Annotated in this window: 15 protein-coding genes and 1 pseudogene; 9 read left to right on the forward strand and 7 right to left on the reverse strand. The window is 71.8% G+C overall.

Annotated elements, in window-relative coordinates:
- Positions 1-207 precede the first annotated feature (207 nt).
- Together ACIBK5_RS13520 and ACIBK5_RS13525 are read left to right on the forward strand one after the other, a co-directional pair.
- Positions 208-882 carry an RNA polymerase sigma factor gene (locus ACIBK5_RS13520; RefSeq protein ID WP_382489661.1) on the forward strand — a complete coding sequence of 225 codons (675 nt, stop codon included), beginning with the start codon at positions 208-210 and terminating at the stop codon, positions 880-882.
- Positions 882-1,991: a hypothetical protein gene (locus tag ACIBK5_RS13525; protein ID WP_399019098.1), complete on the forward strand. Its 1,110-nt coding sequence runs from the start codon at positions 882-884 to the stop codon at positions 1,989-1,991. Before ACIBK5_RS13520 ends, ACIBK5_RS13525 begins: the two co-directional genes overlap by 1 nt.
- A gap of 157 nt (positions 1,992-2,148) precedes the next feature.
- Here the strand turns inward: ACIBK5_RS13525 and ACIBK5_RS13530 are convergent, their stop codons facing one another.
- Positions 2,149-3,000: a L,D-transpeptidase family protein gene (locus ACIBK5_RS13530; RefSeq protein ID WP_399019215.1), complete on the reverse strand. Its 852-nt coding sequence runs from the start codon at positions 2,998-3,000 to the stop codon at positions 2,149-2,151.
- A 149-nt stretch (positions 3,001-3,149) separates the two neighbouring features.
- Here ACIBK5_RS13530 and ACIBK5_RS13535 point away from each other — a divergent pair, with 149 nt between their 5' ends.
- A complete protein-coding gene (locus ACIBK5_RS13535; protein WP_399019099.1) occupies positions 3,150-4,730 on the forward strand; it encodes a methylmalonyl-CoA mutase in 1,581 nt (526 codons plus the stop codon).
- Between the two features lie 59 nt (positions 4,731-4,789).
- Positions 4,790-5,443 (forward strand): leucine efflux protein LeuE, encoded by a 654-nt coding sequence (gene leuE, locus ACIBK5_RS13540; RefSeq protein WP_399019101.1) that lies wholly within the window; start codon positions 4,790-4,792, stop codon positions 5,441-5,443.
- 4 nt (positions 5,444-5,447) lie between these two features.
- On the opposite strand, the gene ACIBK5_RS13545 is transcribed toward leuE, so the two are convergent.
- The gene (locus ACIBK5_RS13545) at positions 5,448-6,866 is read right to left on the reverse strand and encodes an FAD-dependent oxidoreductase (RefSeq protein WP_399019102.1); all 1,419 of its coding nucleotides are present in this window, start codon (positions 6,864-6,866) and stop codon (positions 5,448-5,450) included.
- A 74-nt stretch (positions 6,867-6,940) separates the two neighbouring features.
- On the opposite strand from ACIBK5_RS13545, the gene ACIBK5_RS13550 reads away from it, so the two are divergent.
- Positions 6,941-7,591: a TetR/AcrR family transcriptional regulator C-terminal domain-containing protein gene (locus tag ACIBK5_RS13550; RefSeq protein ID WP_399019104.1), complete on the forward strand. Its 651-nt coding sequence runs from the start codon at positions 6,941-6,943 to the stop codon at positions 7,589-7,591.
- A 20-nt stretch (positions 7,592-7,611) separates the two neighbouring features.
- On the opposite strand, the gene ACIBK5_RS13555 is transcribed toward ACIBK5_RS13550, so the two are convergent.
- The 4 genes from ACIBK5_RS13555 to ACIBK5_RS13570 form a co-directional block, all read right to left on the reverse strand.
- Positions 7,612-8,535, reverse strand: a complete 924-nt coding sequence (locus ACIBK5_RS13555; protein WP_399019106.1) for a class I SAM-dependent methyltransferase — start codon at positions 8,533-8,535, stop codon at positions 7,612-7,614.
- 63 nt (positions 8,536-8,598) lie between these two features.
- Entirely contained in the window at positions 8,599-9,705 is a 1,107-nt protein-coding gene (locus tag ACIBK5_RS13560; RefSeq protein WP_399019216.1) for an acyltransferase family protein, read from the reverse strand.
- 323 nt (positions 9,706-10,028) lie between these two features.
- The gene (locus tag ACIBK5_RS13565; RefSeq protein WP_399019108.1) at positions 10,029-11,360 is read right to left on the reverse strand and encodes an alpha-2,8-polysialyltransferase family protein; all 1,332 of its coding nucleotides are present in this window, start codon (positions 11,358-11,360) and stop codon (positions 10,029-10,031) included.
- Complete coding sequence (locus tag ACIBK5_RS13570; RefSeq protein ID WP_399019109.1) at positions 11,360-12,346, reverse strand: glycosyltransferase family 2 protein; 987 nt, start codon at positions 12,344-12,346, stop codon at positions 11,360-11,362. Before ACIBK5_RS13570 ends, ACIBK5_RS13565 begins: the two co-directional genes overlap by 1 nt.
- A gap of 198 nt (positions 12,347-12,544) precedes the next feature.
- Between ACIBK5_RS13570 and ACIBK5_RS13575 the strand changes: the two genes are divergently transcribed.
- The 4 genes and pseudogenes from ACIBK5_RS13575 to ACIBK5_RS13590 form a co-directional block, all read left to right on the forward strand.
- Positions 12,545-13,891 (forward strand): DUF6716 putative glycosyltransferase, encoded by a 1,347-nt coding sequence (locus ACIBK5_RS13575; protein WP_399019110.1) that lies wholly within the window; start codon positions 12,545-12,547, stop codon positions 13,889-13,891.
- 35 nt (positions 13,892-13,926) lie between these two features.
- Positions 13,927-15,192 (forward strand): cytidylyltransferase domain-containing protein, encoded by a 1,266-nt coding sequence (locus ACIBK5_RS13580; RefSeq protein ID WP_399019112.1) that lies wholly within the window; start codon positions 13,927-13,929, stop codon positions 15,190-15,192.
- 13 nt (positions 15,193-15,205) lie between these two features.
- Positions 15,206-16,144: an N-acetylneuraminate synthase family protein gene (locus tag ACIBK5_RS13585; protein ID WP_193481666.1), complete on the forward strand. Its 939-nt coding sequence runs from the start codon at positions 15,206-15,208 to the stop codon at positions 16,142-16,144.
- A 47-nt stretch (positions 16,145-16,191) separates the two neighbouring features.
- A pseudogene (locus ACIBK5_RS13590) lies at positions 16,192-17,238 on the forward strand (hypothetical protein); the annotation flags it as partial.
- Between the two features lie 537 nt (positions 17,239-17,775).
- Here the strand turns inward: ACIBK5_RS13590 and ACIBK5_RS13595 are convergent.
- The gene (locus ACIBK5_RS13595) at positions 17,776-18,456 is read right to left on the reverse strand and encodes a class I SAM-dependent DNA methyltransferase (protein ID WP_399019114.1); all 681 of its coding nucleotides are present in this window, start codon (positions 18,454-18,456) and stop codon (positions 17,776-17,778) included.
- Positions 18,457-18,700 lie beyond the last annotated feature (244 nt).

An 18,700-nucleotide genomic window follows, 5' to 3' on the forward strand; every position in this document is an offset into this window, starting at 1 on the left:
CTCCCCGTGTCACGGCTTAGTTGCATCCTGGACGGACATGGACGGGGAATGGTTTCAGGACGTAACGTGCCTTTCGCGCCAACGCGAAGGCGGCAAGACCACCGCAACCACCTGCGGAGTTAACACCGCAACCATCACTTGAGGAACCACGACGGCGAGAACCCGGTCCGCGAGAGCGGCGCCGGCTTAGGCGCAGAAGGGCGCGCGGTGCTGGGGGACGACGCGGAGCTGACCGCCGCGGTGCGTGCGGCACAGGACGGAGATGAGACCGCGTTCCGGACTGTGTACCGAGCCGTGCACCCGCGGCTGCTCGGATATGTACGGACGCTGGTCGGCGACCCCGACGCCGAGGACGTGACGTCCGAGGCCTGGTTGCAGATAGCCCGTGACCTGGAGCGGTTCACCGGCGACGCGGACCGTTTCCGCGGCTGGGCCGCCCGTATCGCCCGTAATCGCGCGCTGGACCACATACGGATGCGCGGGCGCCGGCCCGCGATCGGCGGTGACGAGACCGAACTGACCGGCCGGGCCGCCGAGTCCGACACCGCCGGCGAGGCCATGGAGGCGCTTGCCACCGACGGAACGTTCTCCCTGATATCCCGGCTGCCGCAGGACCAGGCCGAGGCGGTCGTGCTGCGGGTGGTCGTGGGGCTCGACGCGAAGTCGGCAGCGGAGACGCTCGGTAAGCGCCCGGGCGCCGTCCGGACGGCGGCACACCGGGGTCTGCGGCGGCTCGCCGAGCTGCTCGGCGACGACCCGGAGGCCGATCCGGAATCGGCCGGGGTGCTCGACGCCCTGCCGCCCCAGCGAGAACCGCGCGGCGGTGCGGTGACGTCCGCAGGTGTGACGCGCAGCGTCCCGCGGACGCAGAAGGATGTGTGATGGCCGACGAGCAGTACAGGTGGCTGGACCGCGAAACGGCGGAGCGTTTGCTGAGCGGAGAGTCACTCGAAGCTGTCGACGGCGTTGACCGTGGCCAGGCCGAACGACTCGCCGGTGCGCTCGGTGCGCTGTCCGCGTCACCCCCGCTGACCAGCGAGGAACTCCCCGGTGAGGCGGCGGCGATGGCCGCTTTCCGCAAGGTGCGCGCGGAGCGTGCCGACGCCGCGGTGGCCCTCGCGGCCTCAGGGACCACAGCCGGACAGGCCGCCGACGCGGTCGTGGACGCCGGACTTGTCCGGATCGGTACCGCGCGCGGAAGTGGCCCCGGCGATGTCCGGCGGCCTCGCTGGGCCCGTCCCGCCCGCCTCGCCCTGGCCGCCGTGCTGGCGGTCGGCATGGTCGGCGGGGTCGCGGTCGCGGCCGGAACCGGAGTCCTGACACCGTTCGGCGGCGACGAGCCCGACCCCGGCGCCTCGGTCTCCGCAGCCGTCTCTCCTCCCCAACGCCCGCTGGAATCCCCCTCGCCGAGCGACGAGGTGCAGGGCGGGGCCACCCCGGACGACGCCCCGAGCGGCCCCGCGGCGGGCGGCGCCGGTGGCTCCGGACGGGGCGAGACACGCGAGAACGCGACACCGAGGCCCGGGTCCGGCGAGCGGCAGGACCGTCCCGGCGACAGCCGCAGGAAGATCACCTCTGCCTGCCGCGACCTCCGCGACGGCAAGCGGCTGGACGCCGACCGCAGGCGCGCCCTGCGGGACGCGGCGGGCGGCACCCGGGTGTGGAAGTACTGCAAGGGCGTCCTGTCCACGACCGGCTCCGGCTCCGCGGACCGGGACGACGAGGACGGCGGCGGCAAGACGGGCAGGCACAGGGACGAGGACCGGGACAAGGACCGGGACGGGGACCGCGAGCGGGACGGGAAGCGGGACCGCGAGCACGACAAGGCCGAGCGGAAGGCCGACCGCCAGGCCGGCGAGCGGGCCGGGACACGTGCCGAGCAGCGGAACGCCGACGATGACGACGCGGACCGCGGCCACTCCCGGCAGTCTCTCGCACCCCTGCGACCTGCGGTTTCGTACTCCGTGAAAATCTCCTGGCCGAGGGTGTGACGTTTTCGGCCGCCCCGGCGCAGTAATGAGTGAGCCGACTGGTCATCGGCCGTCGCACAGAGCCGGGGTTCCCCCCGTACCTACGGCTCGTGCACCTGAGCGCGGGCGGGACACGTTCCCCCGGTCCCGCCCGCGCCCCAACTTCCCTCCCGCGTCCTCACCAGGACACGACGACCTTGTCGCCGTCGCGCACCTGCGCGTACAGCTCCGCGATCGCCGCCTCGTCCCGTACGTTGACGCAGCCGTGCGAGGCCCCCGCGTAGCCCCGGGCGGCGAAGTCCGCCGAGTAGTGCACGGCCTGGCCGCCGCTGAAGAACATCGCGTAGGGCATGGGTGAGTCGTAGAGCGTCGACACATGGTCGCGGGACTTCCAGTAGATGGAGAAAACACCCTCCCGGGTCGGCGTGCCGCTCGAGCCGAAGCGGACGGCCACCGTCGACACGGTCCGCCCGTCGATCATCCAGCGCAGTGTCCTGCTGGTCTTGTCGATGCACAGCACCCGGCCGGCCCGGCAGCGCGGGTCCGGCGGATCGGCCGGCTGGCCGCCCATCAGATACAGGTCCCATCTGCCCGGCTCGCGGGTCATCCGCAGCAGCCGCTGCCAGGTGACGGTGTCCATCCGCCCGGTGCGCGGCAGCCCGCGCTTGCCCTGGAAGCCGCTGACCGCCCGCTCCGTCTGTTCGCCGTACGTCCCGGTCGGCCCTTCGAAGAGCCAGGCGACCTGCCGCAGCCGGGCCTGGAGCTCGCGGACGTCCCGGCCGGTGGCACCGCGGGACCACAGCACACGGGCGGGGGCTGGTGGTGCCGCGCTGGGCTTGTCGTCGCCGGGCGGGTCGGGGGCGGTGCCCGGGCCGCCGTCGCCGGGCGGGGTGCGCGCCGGGGACGGGGTGCCGTCGGGTAACTCGATGTGCACAGGCGAGCGGCCCTTTCCGTCGCCGTCGGCGGGCTGCACCGTGCAGCCGGTCACCGCGGCCAGCGCGGCGAGCGCCGCCGCGATCGCTCTCCCCATGCCCTTGGTACGCACGCGGCCCCCTGTCGTCTCACCGGTGTGCCCGGATGTCACCTGAGATGTTCCCCTGGCGTGACCCGTCGCGAACCAGGGGGCATGGTGGTGAGCGAGGTCCCGACCACCCACTGCTCGGCGGGAGGCATCACACCATGGCGCGTGAGTCGGAGTCCGGGCTGCCCATCGAGCCGGTCTACGGGCCGGAGGCTCTCGAGGGCTGGGATCCGGCGGAGAAGCTGGGGGATCCGGGGGCGTATCCCTTCACGCGGGGCGTGTACCCGTCGATGTACACAGGCCGTCCCTGGACGATGCGCCAGTACGCGGGCTTCGGGACGGCGACGGAGTCCAACGCCCGCTACCGGCAGCTGATCGCCCACGGCACGACGGGCCTGTCGGTCGCCTTCGACCTGCCCACCCAGATGGGCCACGACTCCGACGCCCCGATCGCGCACGGCGAGGTCGGCAAGGTCGGTGTCGCCGTCGACTCCCTCGACGACATGCGAGTGCTGTTCGGCGGCATCCCGCTGGACCAGGTCTCGACGTCGATGACGATCAACGCCCCCGCGGCCCTGCTGCTCCTGCTCTACCAGCTGGTCGCCGAGGAGCAGGGCGCCGGCGCGGACAAGCTGACCGGCACGATCCAGAACGACGTCCTGAAGGAGTACATCGCCCGGGGCACGTACATCTTCCCGCCGAAGCCGTCGCTGCGGCTGACCGCCGACATCTTCAAGTACTGCGGGGCCGAGATCCCGAGGTGGAACACGATCTCCATCTCCGGCTACCACATGGCGGAGGCGGGCGCCTCGCCCGCGCAGGAGATCGCGTTCACCCTCGCGGACGGCGTGGAGTACGTCCGTACGGCGGTCGCGGCCGGGATGGACGTCGACGACTTCGCACCGCGGCTGTCGTTCTTCTTCGTCGCCCGTACGACGTTCCTGGAGGAGGTCGCCAAGTTCCGTGCCGCACGCCGGATCTGGGCGCGGGTGATGAAGGAGGAGTTCGGCGCGAGGAACCCCAAGTCGCTGATGCTGCGCTTCCACACGCAGACGGCAGGAGTGCAGCTGACGGCCCAGCAGCCCGAGGTGAACCTGGTCCGCGTCGCCGTGCAGGGCCTGGGAGCGGTCCTCGGCGGCACCCAGTCGCTCCACACCAACTCCTTCGACGAGGCGATCGCCCTCCCGACCGACAGGAGCGCGCGCCTGGCCCTGCGCACCCAGCAGGTCCTCGCCTACGAAACGGACGTGACGGCGACCGTCGACCCGCTCGCGGGCTCCTACGTCGTCGAGAGCATGACCGACGACGTCGAGGCCGCGGCCGTCGAACTGATGGCCAGGGTCGAGGAGCTCGGCGGCGCGGTCGGCGCCATCGAACAGGGCTTCCAGAAGAGCGAGATCGAGCGCAGCGCCTACCGGATCGCCCGGGAGACCGACTCCGGCGAGCGGGTCGTGGTCGGCGTCAACCGCTTCCGGCTCGACGAGGAAGAGCCCTACGAGCCGCTGCGCGTCGACCCGGCCATCGAGGCCCGGCAGGCCGAACGCCTGGCCGCGCTCCGCGCCGAGCGCGACCGGCGGGCGGTGGACACCGCGCTCATGGCCCTGAAGAAGGCCGCGGGAGGTTCGGACAACGTCCTGTACCCGATGCGCGAGGCCCTGCGGGCCCGGGCGACCGTGGGCGAGGTGTGCGACGCGCTGCGGGAGGTGTGGGGGGCGTATGTCCCCTCGGACGTCTTCTGAACCGGGGCCGGTGAACCGGGGGAGGGGCGTTGTCGGACCCGCGTGCGACACTCCTTTCCATGTTCGGTGTCATCGATCTGCCCACCTACCTTGTGGGCCTCGTCCTGATCGTCCTGCTGCCCGGTCCCAACTCGCTGTACGTGATCTCCGTCGCCGCGCGCCGCGGTACGCGCACCGCGTATCGGGCCGCGGCCGGGGTGTGGTGCGGGGACGCGGTGCTGATGACGCTGTCCGCGGCAGGGGTCGCCTCGCTGCTCCAGGCGAACGCCGTGCTGTTCGGGATCGTGAAGTACGCCGGCGCCGGGTATCTGGCCTGGCTGGCGGTCGGGATGCTGCGCGCCGCCTGGGGCCTGTGGCGGACCCGACGCGAGCGGGCCGTGGACGCGGGCGCGACCGGGGCCGCCGCCGACGAGCGGCCCTTCCGCAGGGCGCTGGTCATCAGCCTTCTCAACCCCAAGGCGATCCTGTTCTTCGTCGCCTTCTTCGTGCAGTTCGTCGACCCGGGATACGCCTACCCGGCCGTCTCCTTCGTCGTCCTCGGCACCTTCGCCACGCTGGCCAGCGTGCTCTACCTCAGCGGTCTGATATTCGGCGGCACCCGTCTGGCCGCCGCCTTCCGCAGTCGCAAGCGGCTCGCCGCGGGCGCCACGTCGGCGGCGGGGGCCCTGTTCCTGGGCTTCGCGGTGAAGCTGTCCCTGGCGAGCGGCGCGTAGCGCCTCACCGGATCCGGCCGAACCGGGCGAAGTACTCCGGCAGCCCGGCCGCCGAGTCCCCGGCCCAGCCGACGTATCCGTCGGGCCGTACGAGGAACAGTCCGGCCCCGTACGCCCCGTGTGCCGGGCCGTGGACGGTACGAACCTGCTCGCCCCGCTCGCCGAGGGCGGGAGGCCGCGCCGCCTCGCCCAGTGCCAGCACCGTCCAGTGCGGTCCGCGGAAGGCGTCGAAGAGGCGGGTCCCGTCCATCGTCCCGTCGGGCGCGCGGTCCCCGGCCCGTACCGTTCCGGGGTCGGTGCGGGTCTCCCGTGTGAGGGACGACGCGCGGTAGCCGAGGCCGAGCTGCTGCGTCGCCTCGCCCCGCCGGGTCTCGCCGCGGTGCACGCTGGTGGACAGCCCGAGCATGTCGGCGGCGACGGGACGCCGCTCCTCCTCGTAGGAGTCGAGCAGGGCCGCCTCCGTGCCGTCGCGCAGCACCGCGCCCAGCTTCCAGCCCAGGTTGTAGGCGTCCTGGACGCTGGTGTTGAGGCCCTGGCCGCCGGCGGGGGAGTGCACATGGGCCGCGTCGCCGGCGAGGAAGACCCGCCCGGAGCGGAAGCGGTCCGCCAGGGCCGCCCGGGGGCGGAAGTCCGAGGCCCAGCGCAGCTCGGTCACGGTGTCGGGGGCGAGGTGCGAGCGGGCGGCGACGACCTTCCGTATGCCCTCCAGCGAGAGGTCCGGGGCCGTCCCGTCCGGGAACTGCGCCACGAGCTGGAAGTCCTCCGTGCCGGCCAGCGGGCAGAGCGCGAGGTAGCCGTCGCCGTCCCCGGCCGGCGGGAAGATGTGCCAGTTGTCCCGGTCCAGGCCGCTGATCCGGACGTCGGCCACCAGGGTCGGGTTCGGGTCGAGGGTCTCGCCCGCCATCCCGATGCCGAGGAGTCTGCGCACCGTCGAGCGGCCGCCGTCCGCCGCGACGGCGTACCGGGCGGTGACGGGCTCACCCGAGGCGAACTCCGCGCGCACCCCGTCCGCGTCCTGCGTCAGGCCGACCAGCTCCCGGCCGAAGGCCACCGCTCCTCCCAGCCCGGCCAGCCGCGCGTGCAGGATCTCCTGTGTGCGCCACTGCGGCACCATCCACGGCTCCGTGTACGGTGCGTCCTCGCTCGCCTCGGCCGGGTCGAACATCCGGTGCTCGCCCGCCCGTCTGCCGTCCTGCCAGATCATCCCCACCGGGTAGCGGCCGCCCGCCGCGCGGATCGCGTCCAGCACGCCCAGGTCGTCGAAGACCTCCATCGTGCGCGGCTGGATGCCCTTGCCCCGGGAGCCGGGGAACAGCGCCTCCGCCCGTTCGACGACCAGCGCGTTCACACCGCGCCGGGCGAGGTCGATACCGAGCGCCAGGCCCGTCGGGCCCGCGCCCACCACCAGTACGTCCGTGTCCATGACCCACCCTCTCCTTAACGCTGTTAAGTGCCTTCGTTTCCGAGGATTGCCTTAACGGTGTTAAGTTGTCAAGCGTGAGTACGGCACGACGTGAGCCCCTGGACCGGCGGCGGGTCGCGGACACCGCCCTGCGGCTGCTGAACGAGGTGGGCCTGGACGGTCTGACCCTGCGGGCCATCGCCCGGGAGCTGGACGTGAAGGCGCCCGCCCTCTACTGGCACTTCAAGGACAAGCAGGCACTGCTCGACGAGATGGCGACGGAGATGTACCGCCGGATGGTCGCCGGGGCCTCGCTCGACCCCGCCGACACCTGGCGGGAACGGCTGCTGAAGGCCAACCGGGGGCTGCGCGCCGCCCTGCTCGGCTACCGGGACGGCGCGAAGGTGTTCAGCGGCTCACGCTTCACGGGGATCGAGCACGCCGCGCAGATGGAGGAGAACCTGCGCCTGTTCACGGCCGCCGGCTTCACCCTCGCCCAGGCGGTCCGCGCCCTCACCTCGGCGTACATGTACACGCTCGGCTTCGTCACCGAGGAGCAGGGCGTGCGGCCCCTGCCGGACGAGCGCCGCGAGGGCTACGACGTGAACGAACGCGCCCGCCTGATGGCCGACTTTCCCTTGTCGGCCCAGGCGGGCGCGGAGATCTTCGAGGACTACGAACAGCACTTCGAGGAGGGACTCGCCCTCGTGATCGACGGGATCGGGGCGCGCTACGGGGTCTCATGACATGCCGCTGACATGCCGCGTCAGGAACGCTTCGCGCGTGCCCGCCGTACGGCCCGGGTGACCAGGGGCGGCAGCAGGTCCTTGGCGAGCCGGCGCGCCCGGGACGGGGCGGGCCGGGCCGGTCGCGCCGCGCGGGACTCGGTCACCTCGGCGGCCGGGGCCTTCGCCGCGGCCGGCGGCGCCACATAGTGCCGGGAGGCCGGGAACGGCGGCGGCTTCATGCCCCGGGAGCGGCCGCGGACCAGCCGGTGCCCGGCCGCCGACTGCACACTCAGCCCGACGTCCGAGCGCTGCCGCAGCATCTCGAGCAGTTCCTCCTGGAGCGGCTCGGGATCGCCCCAGGTGCCGTACAGCTTCTGCGTGCTGAGGCAGATCGGGCGCAGACCGCGGTTGAGGACGGCCTCCCAGGCGGCGACCGAGACACCCGGGGTGTGCTCGGAGCGGAAGTCGTCGAGGACGACGATGCCGTCGGGTACCAGGATGTCGTGGGCCGCGCCGATGTCGCCGTGTACGTGCTCGTACAGGTGTGAGGCGTCGACGTGGATGAAGCGGCAGCTGGCCGGGGCCACCTTCTCGGACACCACGGAGCTGGGCGCCGCGATCACCGTGGGCAGCTCGTCGTGGAAGGAGAGGTAGTTCCGCTCGAAGATCTGCTGGGTCAGCGAGGCGTACGACTTCGCCGACTCCGCCTGGTTGGCCCCGTCCGGGGCGTCGCCCTCGAACAGGTCGCAGACCGTGAACTTCTCGCCGTCCTGGAGGTGGTGGCCGAGCAGGATCGCGCTCTTGCCCATGTAGACCCCGAGCTCCAGCAGGTCGCCCTTCATCCCCTGCTTCTGCTGCCGCTCCAGGAACCAGGTGAACAGCATCTGGTCCAGCGGCGGGAACCAGCCCGGGACGTCGGCGAGTTCGCCGGGGTGCTTGTCGGTGACTTGTGCGTTGGTCATGAGACGAGCCTTCTCTCTGAGCGATGCCCAAACCGACGGTCGGTTGAACGTCCCGTGAACAGCTCAGCGGTTCTTCGCCAGCACGGCCCGCAACCGTGGCGTCAGCGGCTTCTCCACATACTGGTTCAGCAACCACGCGAGCAGCAGCATTGAGGCCGCGGTCAGGGCGAATGTCGCCCCGGATGGCAGGCCCAGGCCGCGGTGCAGCGCGTGGATCGCCACCCAGCCGAGGTGTTCGTGGACGAGATAGAACGGATATGTCAGCGCCCCCGCCACGGTCAGCCAGCCCCAGTTGGCCCAGCGCAGCCAGCCCAGCGCGATCGCCGCGACCGCCAGGAAGCCGAAGGTCACGACGAGGACGATGCCGGTCGAGGAGCGGTAGGAGAAGCCGTCCCCGCCGGCCGCGTGCCACAGGCTCTGCACCGCGTAGTGCTGCCCGATCAGCCAGCTGACGGCGACGATGCCCCACGCGTAGGCGTCCCGCCGGTCGAGGTGGACGAGGTAGAGGCCGACACCGCCGATGAAGTACGGGGCGTACTCGGGCATCAGGACGATGTCGAGCAGGGGCATGTTCGCGTTGTCCGCGATCACCGCCGCCAGCATCCAGCCCGCGCAGAACATGATCACCCGGCGGCGGCTCGCCCCCGGGAGCACCACGCACAGCGCGAACAGGGCGTAGAAGCGGACCTCCGCCCACAGCGTCCAGCACACCCCGAGCACCCGGTCCACGCCGAGCGGCATCTGCAGCATGGTCAGGTTGACCAGCGCGTCGCTCGGCGACACCGCCTTGTAGGCCACCACCGGCAGCGCGAACACCACCGTCACTATCGCGACCGCCACCCAGTAGGCGGGCAGCAGCCGGGAGGCGCGGGAGGCGAAGAACGACTTCAGGGGACGTCCCCAGCCGCTCATGCAGATCACGAACCCGCTGATGACGAAGAAGACCTGGACGCCGAGGCAGCCGTAGGCGAAGAACTCGTGCAGGGTGGGGAACTGGACCTTGGGCGAGCTGCCCCAGGCTTCGGAGACCTCACCGTCGCGACCGCCGTAGTGGTAGGCCGCCACCATCAGCGCGGCCACCAGCCTGAGGCCGTCCAGGGCACGCAGCCGGCCGCCGGAGCCCTTCCTGCGCCGCGGGGCGGTCGTGGCTCCCGGTGGTTCGACCAGCACGCTGACTTCGGGCTGGGGCTTGCGGGTGCTGACGACCGTCTCGGTCACGCTGGAAACCTCTGTAGCTCGTGTGTCCTTCACCTGAGCCGCCTGTGGGCGGGCAGGGCGCCGCCTGTCACCCTAGGACGGGAATTGACGCTTAAACGTTCGACAGAAACAGGCTTCGCCTTCCTGTTTCCATGGATTCATCTGGATGTCGGACGCGGGTGGCCGAAACGTCGGCCGCGCGCAGCGAATCGTCGGCCGCGCGCAGCCGAAAACGCGGAGGCGCCGGTCCGCCTCTCACGGGGGACCGACGCCCTTGCGGTGCTCGGCATACGTTTTCAGCGGCGTACCGCCTTGCGCAGTGCCCTGGCCCGCCGGACCACCCGGCGTGCCGTGGAATTGCGCGGCAGGAAGGCCAGCCGCTGCGGAATACCGCCGGGCAGGCCGAGCGAGGTGAGACGGCGCTTCTTGAAGTAGCGACGGGTGCGCGGACCGAGATACCGGGAGAGGAACCGCTCCGCCTGCGGGCGCAGCTCCGGGTAGATCTGCGGCTGCATGGTGAATCCGACGGCGGTGACCAGACCGGACAGCCGCTCGGCCGGCAGGACGTCGCCCTCCTGCCCGCCGTCCAGGTCGGGCAGCAGCGCGTCCGCCAGGGTGGTGGGGACCCGGTTGCTGTTCTGGTACGGCGTCAGCCGCTCCAGCAGCAGCTCGGTGCCGATGCGCGCGACCGGCAGGTCGTAGAGCGCCGAGGCCGTGAACAGCGCGGTCGAGAAGCAGCCGACGACCAGCGCGGGCCGGGCCCGGTCGAACAGCACCTCGGCGAGGACGGGAGTGTCCAGCACGGTGAGGTCCACGCCGAGCTTCTCGGCCTCGGTCTCCAGGGCGCGGCTGTAACGGGCCGGCGCGGTCGGGTGCGGTTTGAAGACGACCGTGCGGTGCCCGCGGGCGACCGCGCCCCGCATCATCCGCACATGCAGGTCCTCCTCCTCCTCCGGAGAGAGGATGTTCAGCGCCGACAGGTACTGACCGAGCAGCAGCGCCGCGTCACCGGGCAGGGCGGGCAGCTCGGGGACGGTCTCGGTGACCTCGCCCAGCACCTTCAGGAACGCGGGAGTCGGCACCAGATGCGCCGGCACCTCGAACTCGGTCAGCAGCATCGGCGTGAGCCCCGGCACCAGATCGAGGTGCAGCAGCCGCCGCACGCGCGTGCCGACCAGCGGGTCGAGCTTGTTGCGCGTGGGGCCGTAGCTCATCAGCCCGTCGGCGTAGACGTCGATGGGAGCGTCGGTGAACAGCTGGGCCACGGTCAGCGCGGGCGCGACCTGGATGGACTCCAGGACCAGGCTCACGCGGTCGTCGCCGAGACCCCAGAGCATCCGCAGATAGCGCTCGAACAGGGGGATGTCGTCGGAGCGCGGCGTCCAGGCCCCGGGATGGAAGGGGCGGATCGCCTCGTTCCAGGACAGCACCTCGTCGAAGTGCTCGCGCAGCGGTGCGAAGCCCGGCATCTCGTCGAGGGCCGGGGTGGTCTCCGGCGTCGCGGAGTTGTTGAACACCAGCAGCACCCGGCGGTCCGGCTCCTCGAAGAGGTCCGAGTCGATCGCGGCCGCCAGCGTGGCGACGCCGTACAGCGTCGAGGCGCAGAAGATCTGAGTGGTCCCGGGCATCAGGCGGCCGCCTCCGTGGTGGTGGCCCTGCGCCGCAGCCGCCGCAGCTTGGACGAGCGGTCCATGTCCATCGCCTCCAGTGCGTCACCGAGCGCGTCCTGCGGCATGCGCTTGATGGCCGCCGCGCTCATCGACCGCAGCTGTCTGGCCACGGCCGGTTCGAACCTGTCTTCGTTGGAGAGGTGGTGGGCGATGATCGCGCAGTAGGTCCGCACCGCCTTGGGGAGCAGCCGGTCGGCCTCCCGGTCCGACGCGGTCTCTTCGATCACCTGGTCGAAGGCCCGGATGAAGTCGAGCTGGCGGACATCGCCGATCTGGGTCAGCGACGAGGCCACCCCGCGCCGGTAGAACACGCCCAGCAGGCTCACCACGGCGAACGACTCCGCCTCCCGGTGCAGCTTCCAGATCCACGGCCGGTCCTCGGCCGTGCGCAGACCATGGGTGAAGTGGAGCACGCCCTTGTCGAGGAGGCGGCGGTGATAGGCGCCGGCCCAGGCGTAGGCGTAGTCCACCGACGTCGAGCGGTGGGCGGGGAGGATGGCGTCCCGCGGGCTGAACACCTCCCAGCGGCGGCCGACCGGCACCCGGCTCACGGAACGGGTGCGCGCGGTGGCCTGCACATGGTCGGTGCGCACGAAGTCGCATCCCAACTCGTCCATGGCGGACACCAGTTCGGTGAAGTAGCCGGGGGCCAGCCAGTCGTCGCCGTCCAGGAACGTCAGGTACTCGCCCTGGGCCGCGTCCAGGCCGGTGTTCCGGGCGGTGGCGAGCCCGCCGTTCTCCTCGTGGCGGATGTAACGCACCTGGGCGACATCCGAAAGTTCCTCGGCCGCTCGTTCGAGAATGGCCGGGGTTTCATCCTTCGAATGGTCGTCGACCAGGATGAACTCGAAATCACGGTCGGCGTTCAGCCGAAGGCTTCTGAGGGTGTCCGGGGCATATTGCTGCACGTTGTAGAACGGCACGATCACGGAAAGCTTAGGCACCTGCAAAACGTTAGGAGCCCGCCCGGCAGCGCAACTTTCCGATGAACGTACACCGGGTGAACTCAATGTGTCAGATCGGTGCACCCCGTGTACTTCCGGCCTTCCGGCAGGCCAGTTCGGCTCTCGGTGGGGTGTTGTTAACTTTTCGTTGAGTCCTGGTTCCGCCATACCTCGGATTCGCTTCCTAGCGTCATCGACGTGCCAGCAAGTACACCGAAGCGCCCGCGAATCGCCGTCCTCGCGGACTCAGACACCCGATGGAAATGGGGTGCGCTGACCGCGGACCGCATCGCCCCGGGCCCGTCCATGGAAGCCGGACCGCGCGAGGGCGCGCAAGTCCGCCCGGTCCTCGACGGCTACCTGCTGCGCGGCCGGGCGACGCCCACACCGCGCCAGCTGGAGGAAGTGGGCGTGCGCGCCGACTCGCTGCGGGAGGTCACCGCGGTCGAGTTCCTGCGCGCCATGGAAGAGGAGTCGTACGACCTCCTCGTCCTCGCCCTCGTCGGCGGCGGTGTGCAGGCGATGCTGCACGGCCTGGCGCGCGCCTGGCAGGACCGCGCCGAGCGGCCCGTCGTCGTCACCGGCTACGTCGGTGTCGTCTACGAGAAGCTCGCCGACGGCCTGCTGCTGCGGCACGGCGCGGACCTCGTCCTCGCCAACTCCCGACAGGACGCGGACCGCTTCCGCGCCGTCTACGACGGAGTGGGCGCCGACGCCTCCTCGGTGACCGAGGTGGCCCTGCCGTTCCTCGGAGGCGCGCCGTACGAGGGTGAGCACGACCCCTACACGGTCGTCTTCGCCGCCCAGCCCTCCGTCCCGGACAGCCGCAAGGACCGTACGTACCTGCTGAGCCGGCTGGTCCAGCACGCCCGCAGGCACCCCGAGCGCGAGGTGCTGCTGAAGCTGCGCTCCAAGCCGGGCGAGCACACCACCCACATCGAGGAACTGCCGTACCAGAAGCTGGTGCAGCGCCTCGATCCGCCGGACAACTTCCGCCTGGTCTACGGAAACATGGGCGAGGTCCTCGACCGCACCGACCTGCTGGTGACCATCAGCTCCACGGCCGCCCTGGAGTCGCTGCACCGCCGGATCCCCACCGTCGTCCTGACCGACCTCGGCATCCGCGAGTCGCTCGGCAACCACCACTTCGTGGGCTCCGGCTGCCTCGCCTCCTGGGACCAGCTCGACGCCGGGCACCGGCCGGCGCCCGACGAGGAGTGGGTCGCCCGGCAGGGCGTGGTCGCCGACGGCTCGTACGAGTCCGCCTTTGACGCGGCCCGCGAACGCATCGCCAAGCTGCTCGGCCGGCCCGGCGGCCTGCCCCCGCTGGCCCCGTACTACACACCCGTCACCGCGCCCGGCTACCTGCCCGGGATCCTCGCCCGCCACCACCTCGGCCCGGACGGCACCCCGCTGCCCGGCGCGCCCGCCGCCGACAAGGACCCCGGACCGGTCCGGCAGATCGTGCGCCGGGCGGCGCGCGGCGCCTACCGGCACGGCGTACAGCGCGTGGCGCCCGTCATCCGGCGGATGGGCGAGCTGTGAGCCGCCCCGAATCCCCTGCCCAAGGAGTAGTCCCCATGTCCCAACCGGAAGCGGGCCAAGGCGCCTCGGTGCGCCGCGTGCTCGCGGTGATCCCCGCGCGCGGCGGCTCCAAGGGCGTGCCCGCGAAGAACCTGCTCCCCGTCGGCGGCGTCCCGCTGGTGGCGCGTGCGGTGCGTGAGTGCCGCGCCGCCCGGCTCGTGACGGACGTCGTGGTCTCCACCGACGACCAGGCCATCGCGGCCGCCGCCCGCGAGGCGGGCGCCGAGGTCGTGCTGCGGCCCGCCGCCATCGCCGGCGACACGGCCACCTCCGAAGCCGCCGTCCTGCACGCCGTGGACGCGCACGAGGCCCTGCACGGCGCGGTCGTGGACGTGGTGCTGCTCGTTCAGTGCACCAGCCCGTTCATCACCCGGGAGGACGTGGACGGGGTCGCGGGCGCGATCGTCGAGAACGGCGCCGACACCGCGGTGACCGTGGCGCCCTTCCACGGGTTCATCTGGCGGGACGCCGAGGACGAGGTCGCGGTCGGCAGTGTCTCCGAGGCCGACGCGGCCACCGGCGGCGGCTACGGCGTCAACCACGACAAGTCCTTCCGCCCCCGCCGCCAGGACCGCCCCCAGGACCTGCTGGAGACCGGCGCCGCCTACGGCATGGAAGCGGTCGGCTTCCGCAAGCACCAGCACCGCTTCTTCGGCCGCACCGAACTGGTGCGCACCGACCCCGCGCGCGTGCTGGAGATCGACGACCCGCACGACCTCGCCCGCGCCCGGGCCCTGGCCCCGCTCTTCGACGCGGACCGGCCCGGCGCGCTCCCGACCGCCGACGACATCGACGCGGTCGTCCTCGACTTCGACGGCACCCAGACCGACGACCGGGTGCTCGTCGACTCCGACGGACGGGAGTTCGTCTCCGTGCACCGCGGAGACGGACTCGGCATCGCGGCCCTCCGCAGGAGCGGCCTGAAGATGCTGATCCTGTCCACGGAACAGAACCCTGTGGTCGCCGCCCGGGCCCGGAAGCTCAAGCTCCCGGTGCTGCACGGCATCGACCGCAAGGACCTCGCGCTGAAGCAGTGGTGCGAGGAGCAGGGCATCGCGCCGGAGCGCGTGCTCTATGTCGGCAACGACGTCAATGACCTCCCGTGCTTCGCCCTCGCGGGCTGGCCCGTGGCGGTCGCGAGCGCCCACGACGTCGTGCGCGGCGCCGCACGCGCGGTCACCACCGTCCCCGGTGGCGACGGCGCGATCCGAGAGATCGCCAGCTGGATCCTCGGCCCCTCTCTCGATTCCCTCACCAAGTAAGGACATCTGCGCCATGAGCACCAACTCCCGCATCCGCAAGTTCGGTACCCGCGAGGCCGGCCCGGGCCGCCCCGTCTACGTCACCGGCGAGATCGGCATCAACCACAACGGCGACATCGAGAACGCGTTCAAGCTGATCGACGCCGCCGCCGAGGCCGGCTGCGACGCGGTCAAGTTCCAGAAGCGCACGCCGGAGATCTGCACCCCGCGCGACCAGTGGGACATCGAGCGTGACACCCCCTGGGGCCGGATGACCTACATCGACTACCGCCACCGCGTCGAGTTCGGCGAGGACGAGTACGGCCAGATCGACGCCTACTGCAAGAAGCGCGGCATCGACTGGTTCGCCTCCCCGTGGGACACCGAGGCCGTCGCCTTCCTGGAGAAGTTCGACGTCCCCGCCCACAAGGTCGCCTCCGCGTCCCTCACGGACGACGAGCTGCTGCGCGCCCTGCGCGCCACCGGCCGTACGGTCATCCTCTCCACGGGCATGTCCACCCCGAAGCAGATCCGCCACGCGGTCGAGGTCCTGGGCAGCGAGAACATCCTCCTGTGCCACGCCACCTCGACCTACCCGGCGAAGGCCGAGGAGCTCAACCTCCGCGTCATCAACACCCTGCAGGGCGAGTACCCCAACGTCCCGATCGGTTACTCCGGCCACGAGACCGGCCTGCAGACCACCCTCGCCGCGGTCGCCCTGGGCGCCACCTTCGTCGAGCGTCACATCACCCTCGACCGCGCCATGTGGGGCTCGGACCAGGCCGCCTCCGTGGAGCCGCAGGGCCTCACGCGCCTCGTCCGCGACATCCGCACCATCGAGGCCTCCCTCGGTGACGGCGTGAAGAAGGTCTACGAGTCCGAGCTCGGCCCGATGAAGAAGCTGCGCCGCGTCAGCGGTGTGGTCGCCGAGGCGGAGATCGCCGACGCGGCGGGCGAGCCGGTAGGCGTCTGATCCCACAACCCCCACAACACCCCTTACGACGGGACGGTCGTACGTCGATGAGCCCCCGCGCCGGGAACGCCGGCCCCCACACTCTCGCGTTCGTCGAGAGTCCGGTACAGCTGCTGAACGTGCTGGAGTGGGCGCACGCGCATGCGCCCGGCGTGGGGCTCACCCTCGTGGTGCTGTCGCCCGTCGACCCGATGACGCGCGGCCAGCTGCGGCGGATGTCCGACCTGGCCCGTGACGAGGGGCACGAGGTCCGCTGGGAGGAGGCGCGCGGCGGCCCGCTGGCGCCCTTCCAGACCATCGGCGGCCTCACGGGCGTACTCCGCAGGGCCCGCCGGATCGTCCTGGGTGACCCCTTCTCCCGCTACGTTCAGCTCCTCCTGACCATCACCCGCGCCCGTGACCTGGTCGTCGTCGACGACGGCACGGCGACGATGGAGTTCGTCGGGCAGCTGGCCCGGGGCGAAAGGCTGGTGCGCTGGCATCGCAAGGGCGGCCGCCCCGGCCCCCGCGACCTGATCTTCGCGCCGGTGTCCTCCTCGGCCCGCCGCCGCCTGACCCCCGGGGACAGGCGCCGGGTGGAGATCTTCTCCTCCATGCCGATGGAGGAGACCCCCGAGGGCGTCACGATCAGCGCCAACGACTTCGCCTGGACCCGGGCCCGGTTCGGCCCGCCGCGCATCACCAAGGGCGCCGACATGGTGGGCACGTCCCTGGTGGAGACGGGAGTCGTCGACGACGACCGCTACCTGGAGGCCGTCCGCGCCCTGGCCGCCGCACACGGCGCCACCCGCTACTTCGCCCACCGCCGCGAGAGCCCGACGAAGCTCCGCCGCCTCGCGGTCGAGACGGGCCTGGAGATCGTCCGCCCCGAACTCCCCCTCGAACTGATCGCCCGCCGAGGCCCCATCGGCCGCACGATCCTCAGCTTCCCGTCCACGGTCGTCCACACCCTCCCCCTGGCCCTCGCCGGCACCGAGGTCCGCGTGGCGGTCTGCGACATCGACCCCACCTGGCTGACCGAGAACGCGTCCCCCCGGGCCCAGGGCTTCCTCTCGGGCGTGACGGGCACGGCCCGGGACGTCCACCGACTGTCCACGGGGGGTACGCCCGACGCCGCCGGAGGCCCGACCGACCCGGGAAGCATCCCGGACCCGACCACCATGACCGGCCCGGCGAGCGCCACGGATCCGACGGGTTCGCCGACCATGACCGGCCCGGGGAGTGTCCCGGGCACGGCGAGCACGACCGGTTCCGTGGGCCGGGGGAGTGCCACGGGCCCGACGGGTCCGGCGAGCACGACCGGCTCGGCCGGCCCGGGGGGTGTCCCGGGTTCGGCGAGCACGACCGGCTCGGCCGGCCCGGCCGGCATCCCGGGCCCGACGGCAAGGGCGAGCGTGTCCGGCTCGGCGGGGGCGGCCCGCTCGGCAGGCAGGACGGGCCCGGCGGACGCCGCGGGCGCGGTGGCCACGGGCTGACGCCATACAGGGCCCCTTGGGGGCCGGGGGACCGGTGCCCTCGGGGCCGAGCCCCAGCCGTGACCGGCTCGCGCCCCGGCAGGGCTCCGCTCACGCCCCGGCAGGGCTCCGCTCACGCCCCGGCAGGGCTCCGCTCACGCCCCGGCAGGGCTCCGCTCATGCCCCCGCAGGGCCCGGCTTGTAAGCCAACAGGAACGCCCGGGGGCGTTTCTCCTCGCCCTCCGGCTCCCGGAACACGCGGGCGTGGAGGCGCAGGCCTGCCTCGGTGAGGGTGGTCGCGACCGACTCCGGGGTGCGCCAGTAGAAGTCGAGCGAGATGGAGCTGCCGAAGCGCTCGGTGAGACGCTGGTGCCCGTCCTCGTCGCCCGACTGGAAGCCGAGCAGGACCGGCGCGCCAGGCAGCAGCACACGGTGGAACTCGGCGAAGACCGACGGCAGATGATCGTCCGGCACATGGATGATCGAGTAGAGCGCGACGATGCCGCCGAGCGTCTCGTCCGGCAGGTCCAGGGCCGTCATCGAACCGACGTGGAACCGCAGCCCCGGGTGCGCCCGGCGGGCCAGGGCCACCATGCGGGGCGAGACGTCGACCCCGAACACCGGCAGCCCGAGGCCGTGCAGTCGCGCCGCGACGTACCCGGGGCCGCTGCCGATGTCCGCGACCGGGGGCCGTACAGGCCCTCCGGGCGCCCGGACCAGGTCCACGAAGGCCGTGAGCAGCGCCCGCTCCAGCGGTCTCGCGTCCAGGCTGTCGGGGGACCCGGCGGTATAGGCCTCCGCGATGGCGTCGTACGAGGCCTGGGTGGCTGTGAGGAACTCGGAGTTGTCGGCGCGCACGGGCCGCACACTATCGGGGCCGTGTGTCAGTGAGACGAACAAGACAGCGTTCCCCGCGCGGGGCGTGGTATCCGTGGAGAGGATGGATGGGTACCGCAGTCGCGACTGAAGTGTGGCCGATATCACACTCAGCGGAGAGTGGTGACCGGCTCGACCCAAAAGGCGGGCGAGTTTACCCATCTCACTTGATGGCTATACGTCCGGCGGTCATATTTTCTTCCCCTAACGGGTTGAAAATTTGTTG

Origin of the sequence: Streptomyces sp. NPDC050546 (assembly GCF_044457425.1) — a bacterium.
Taxonomy (GTDB): domain Bacteria; phylum Actinomycetota; class Actinomycetes; order Streptomycetales; family Streptomycetaceae; genus Streptomyces.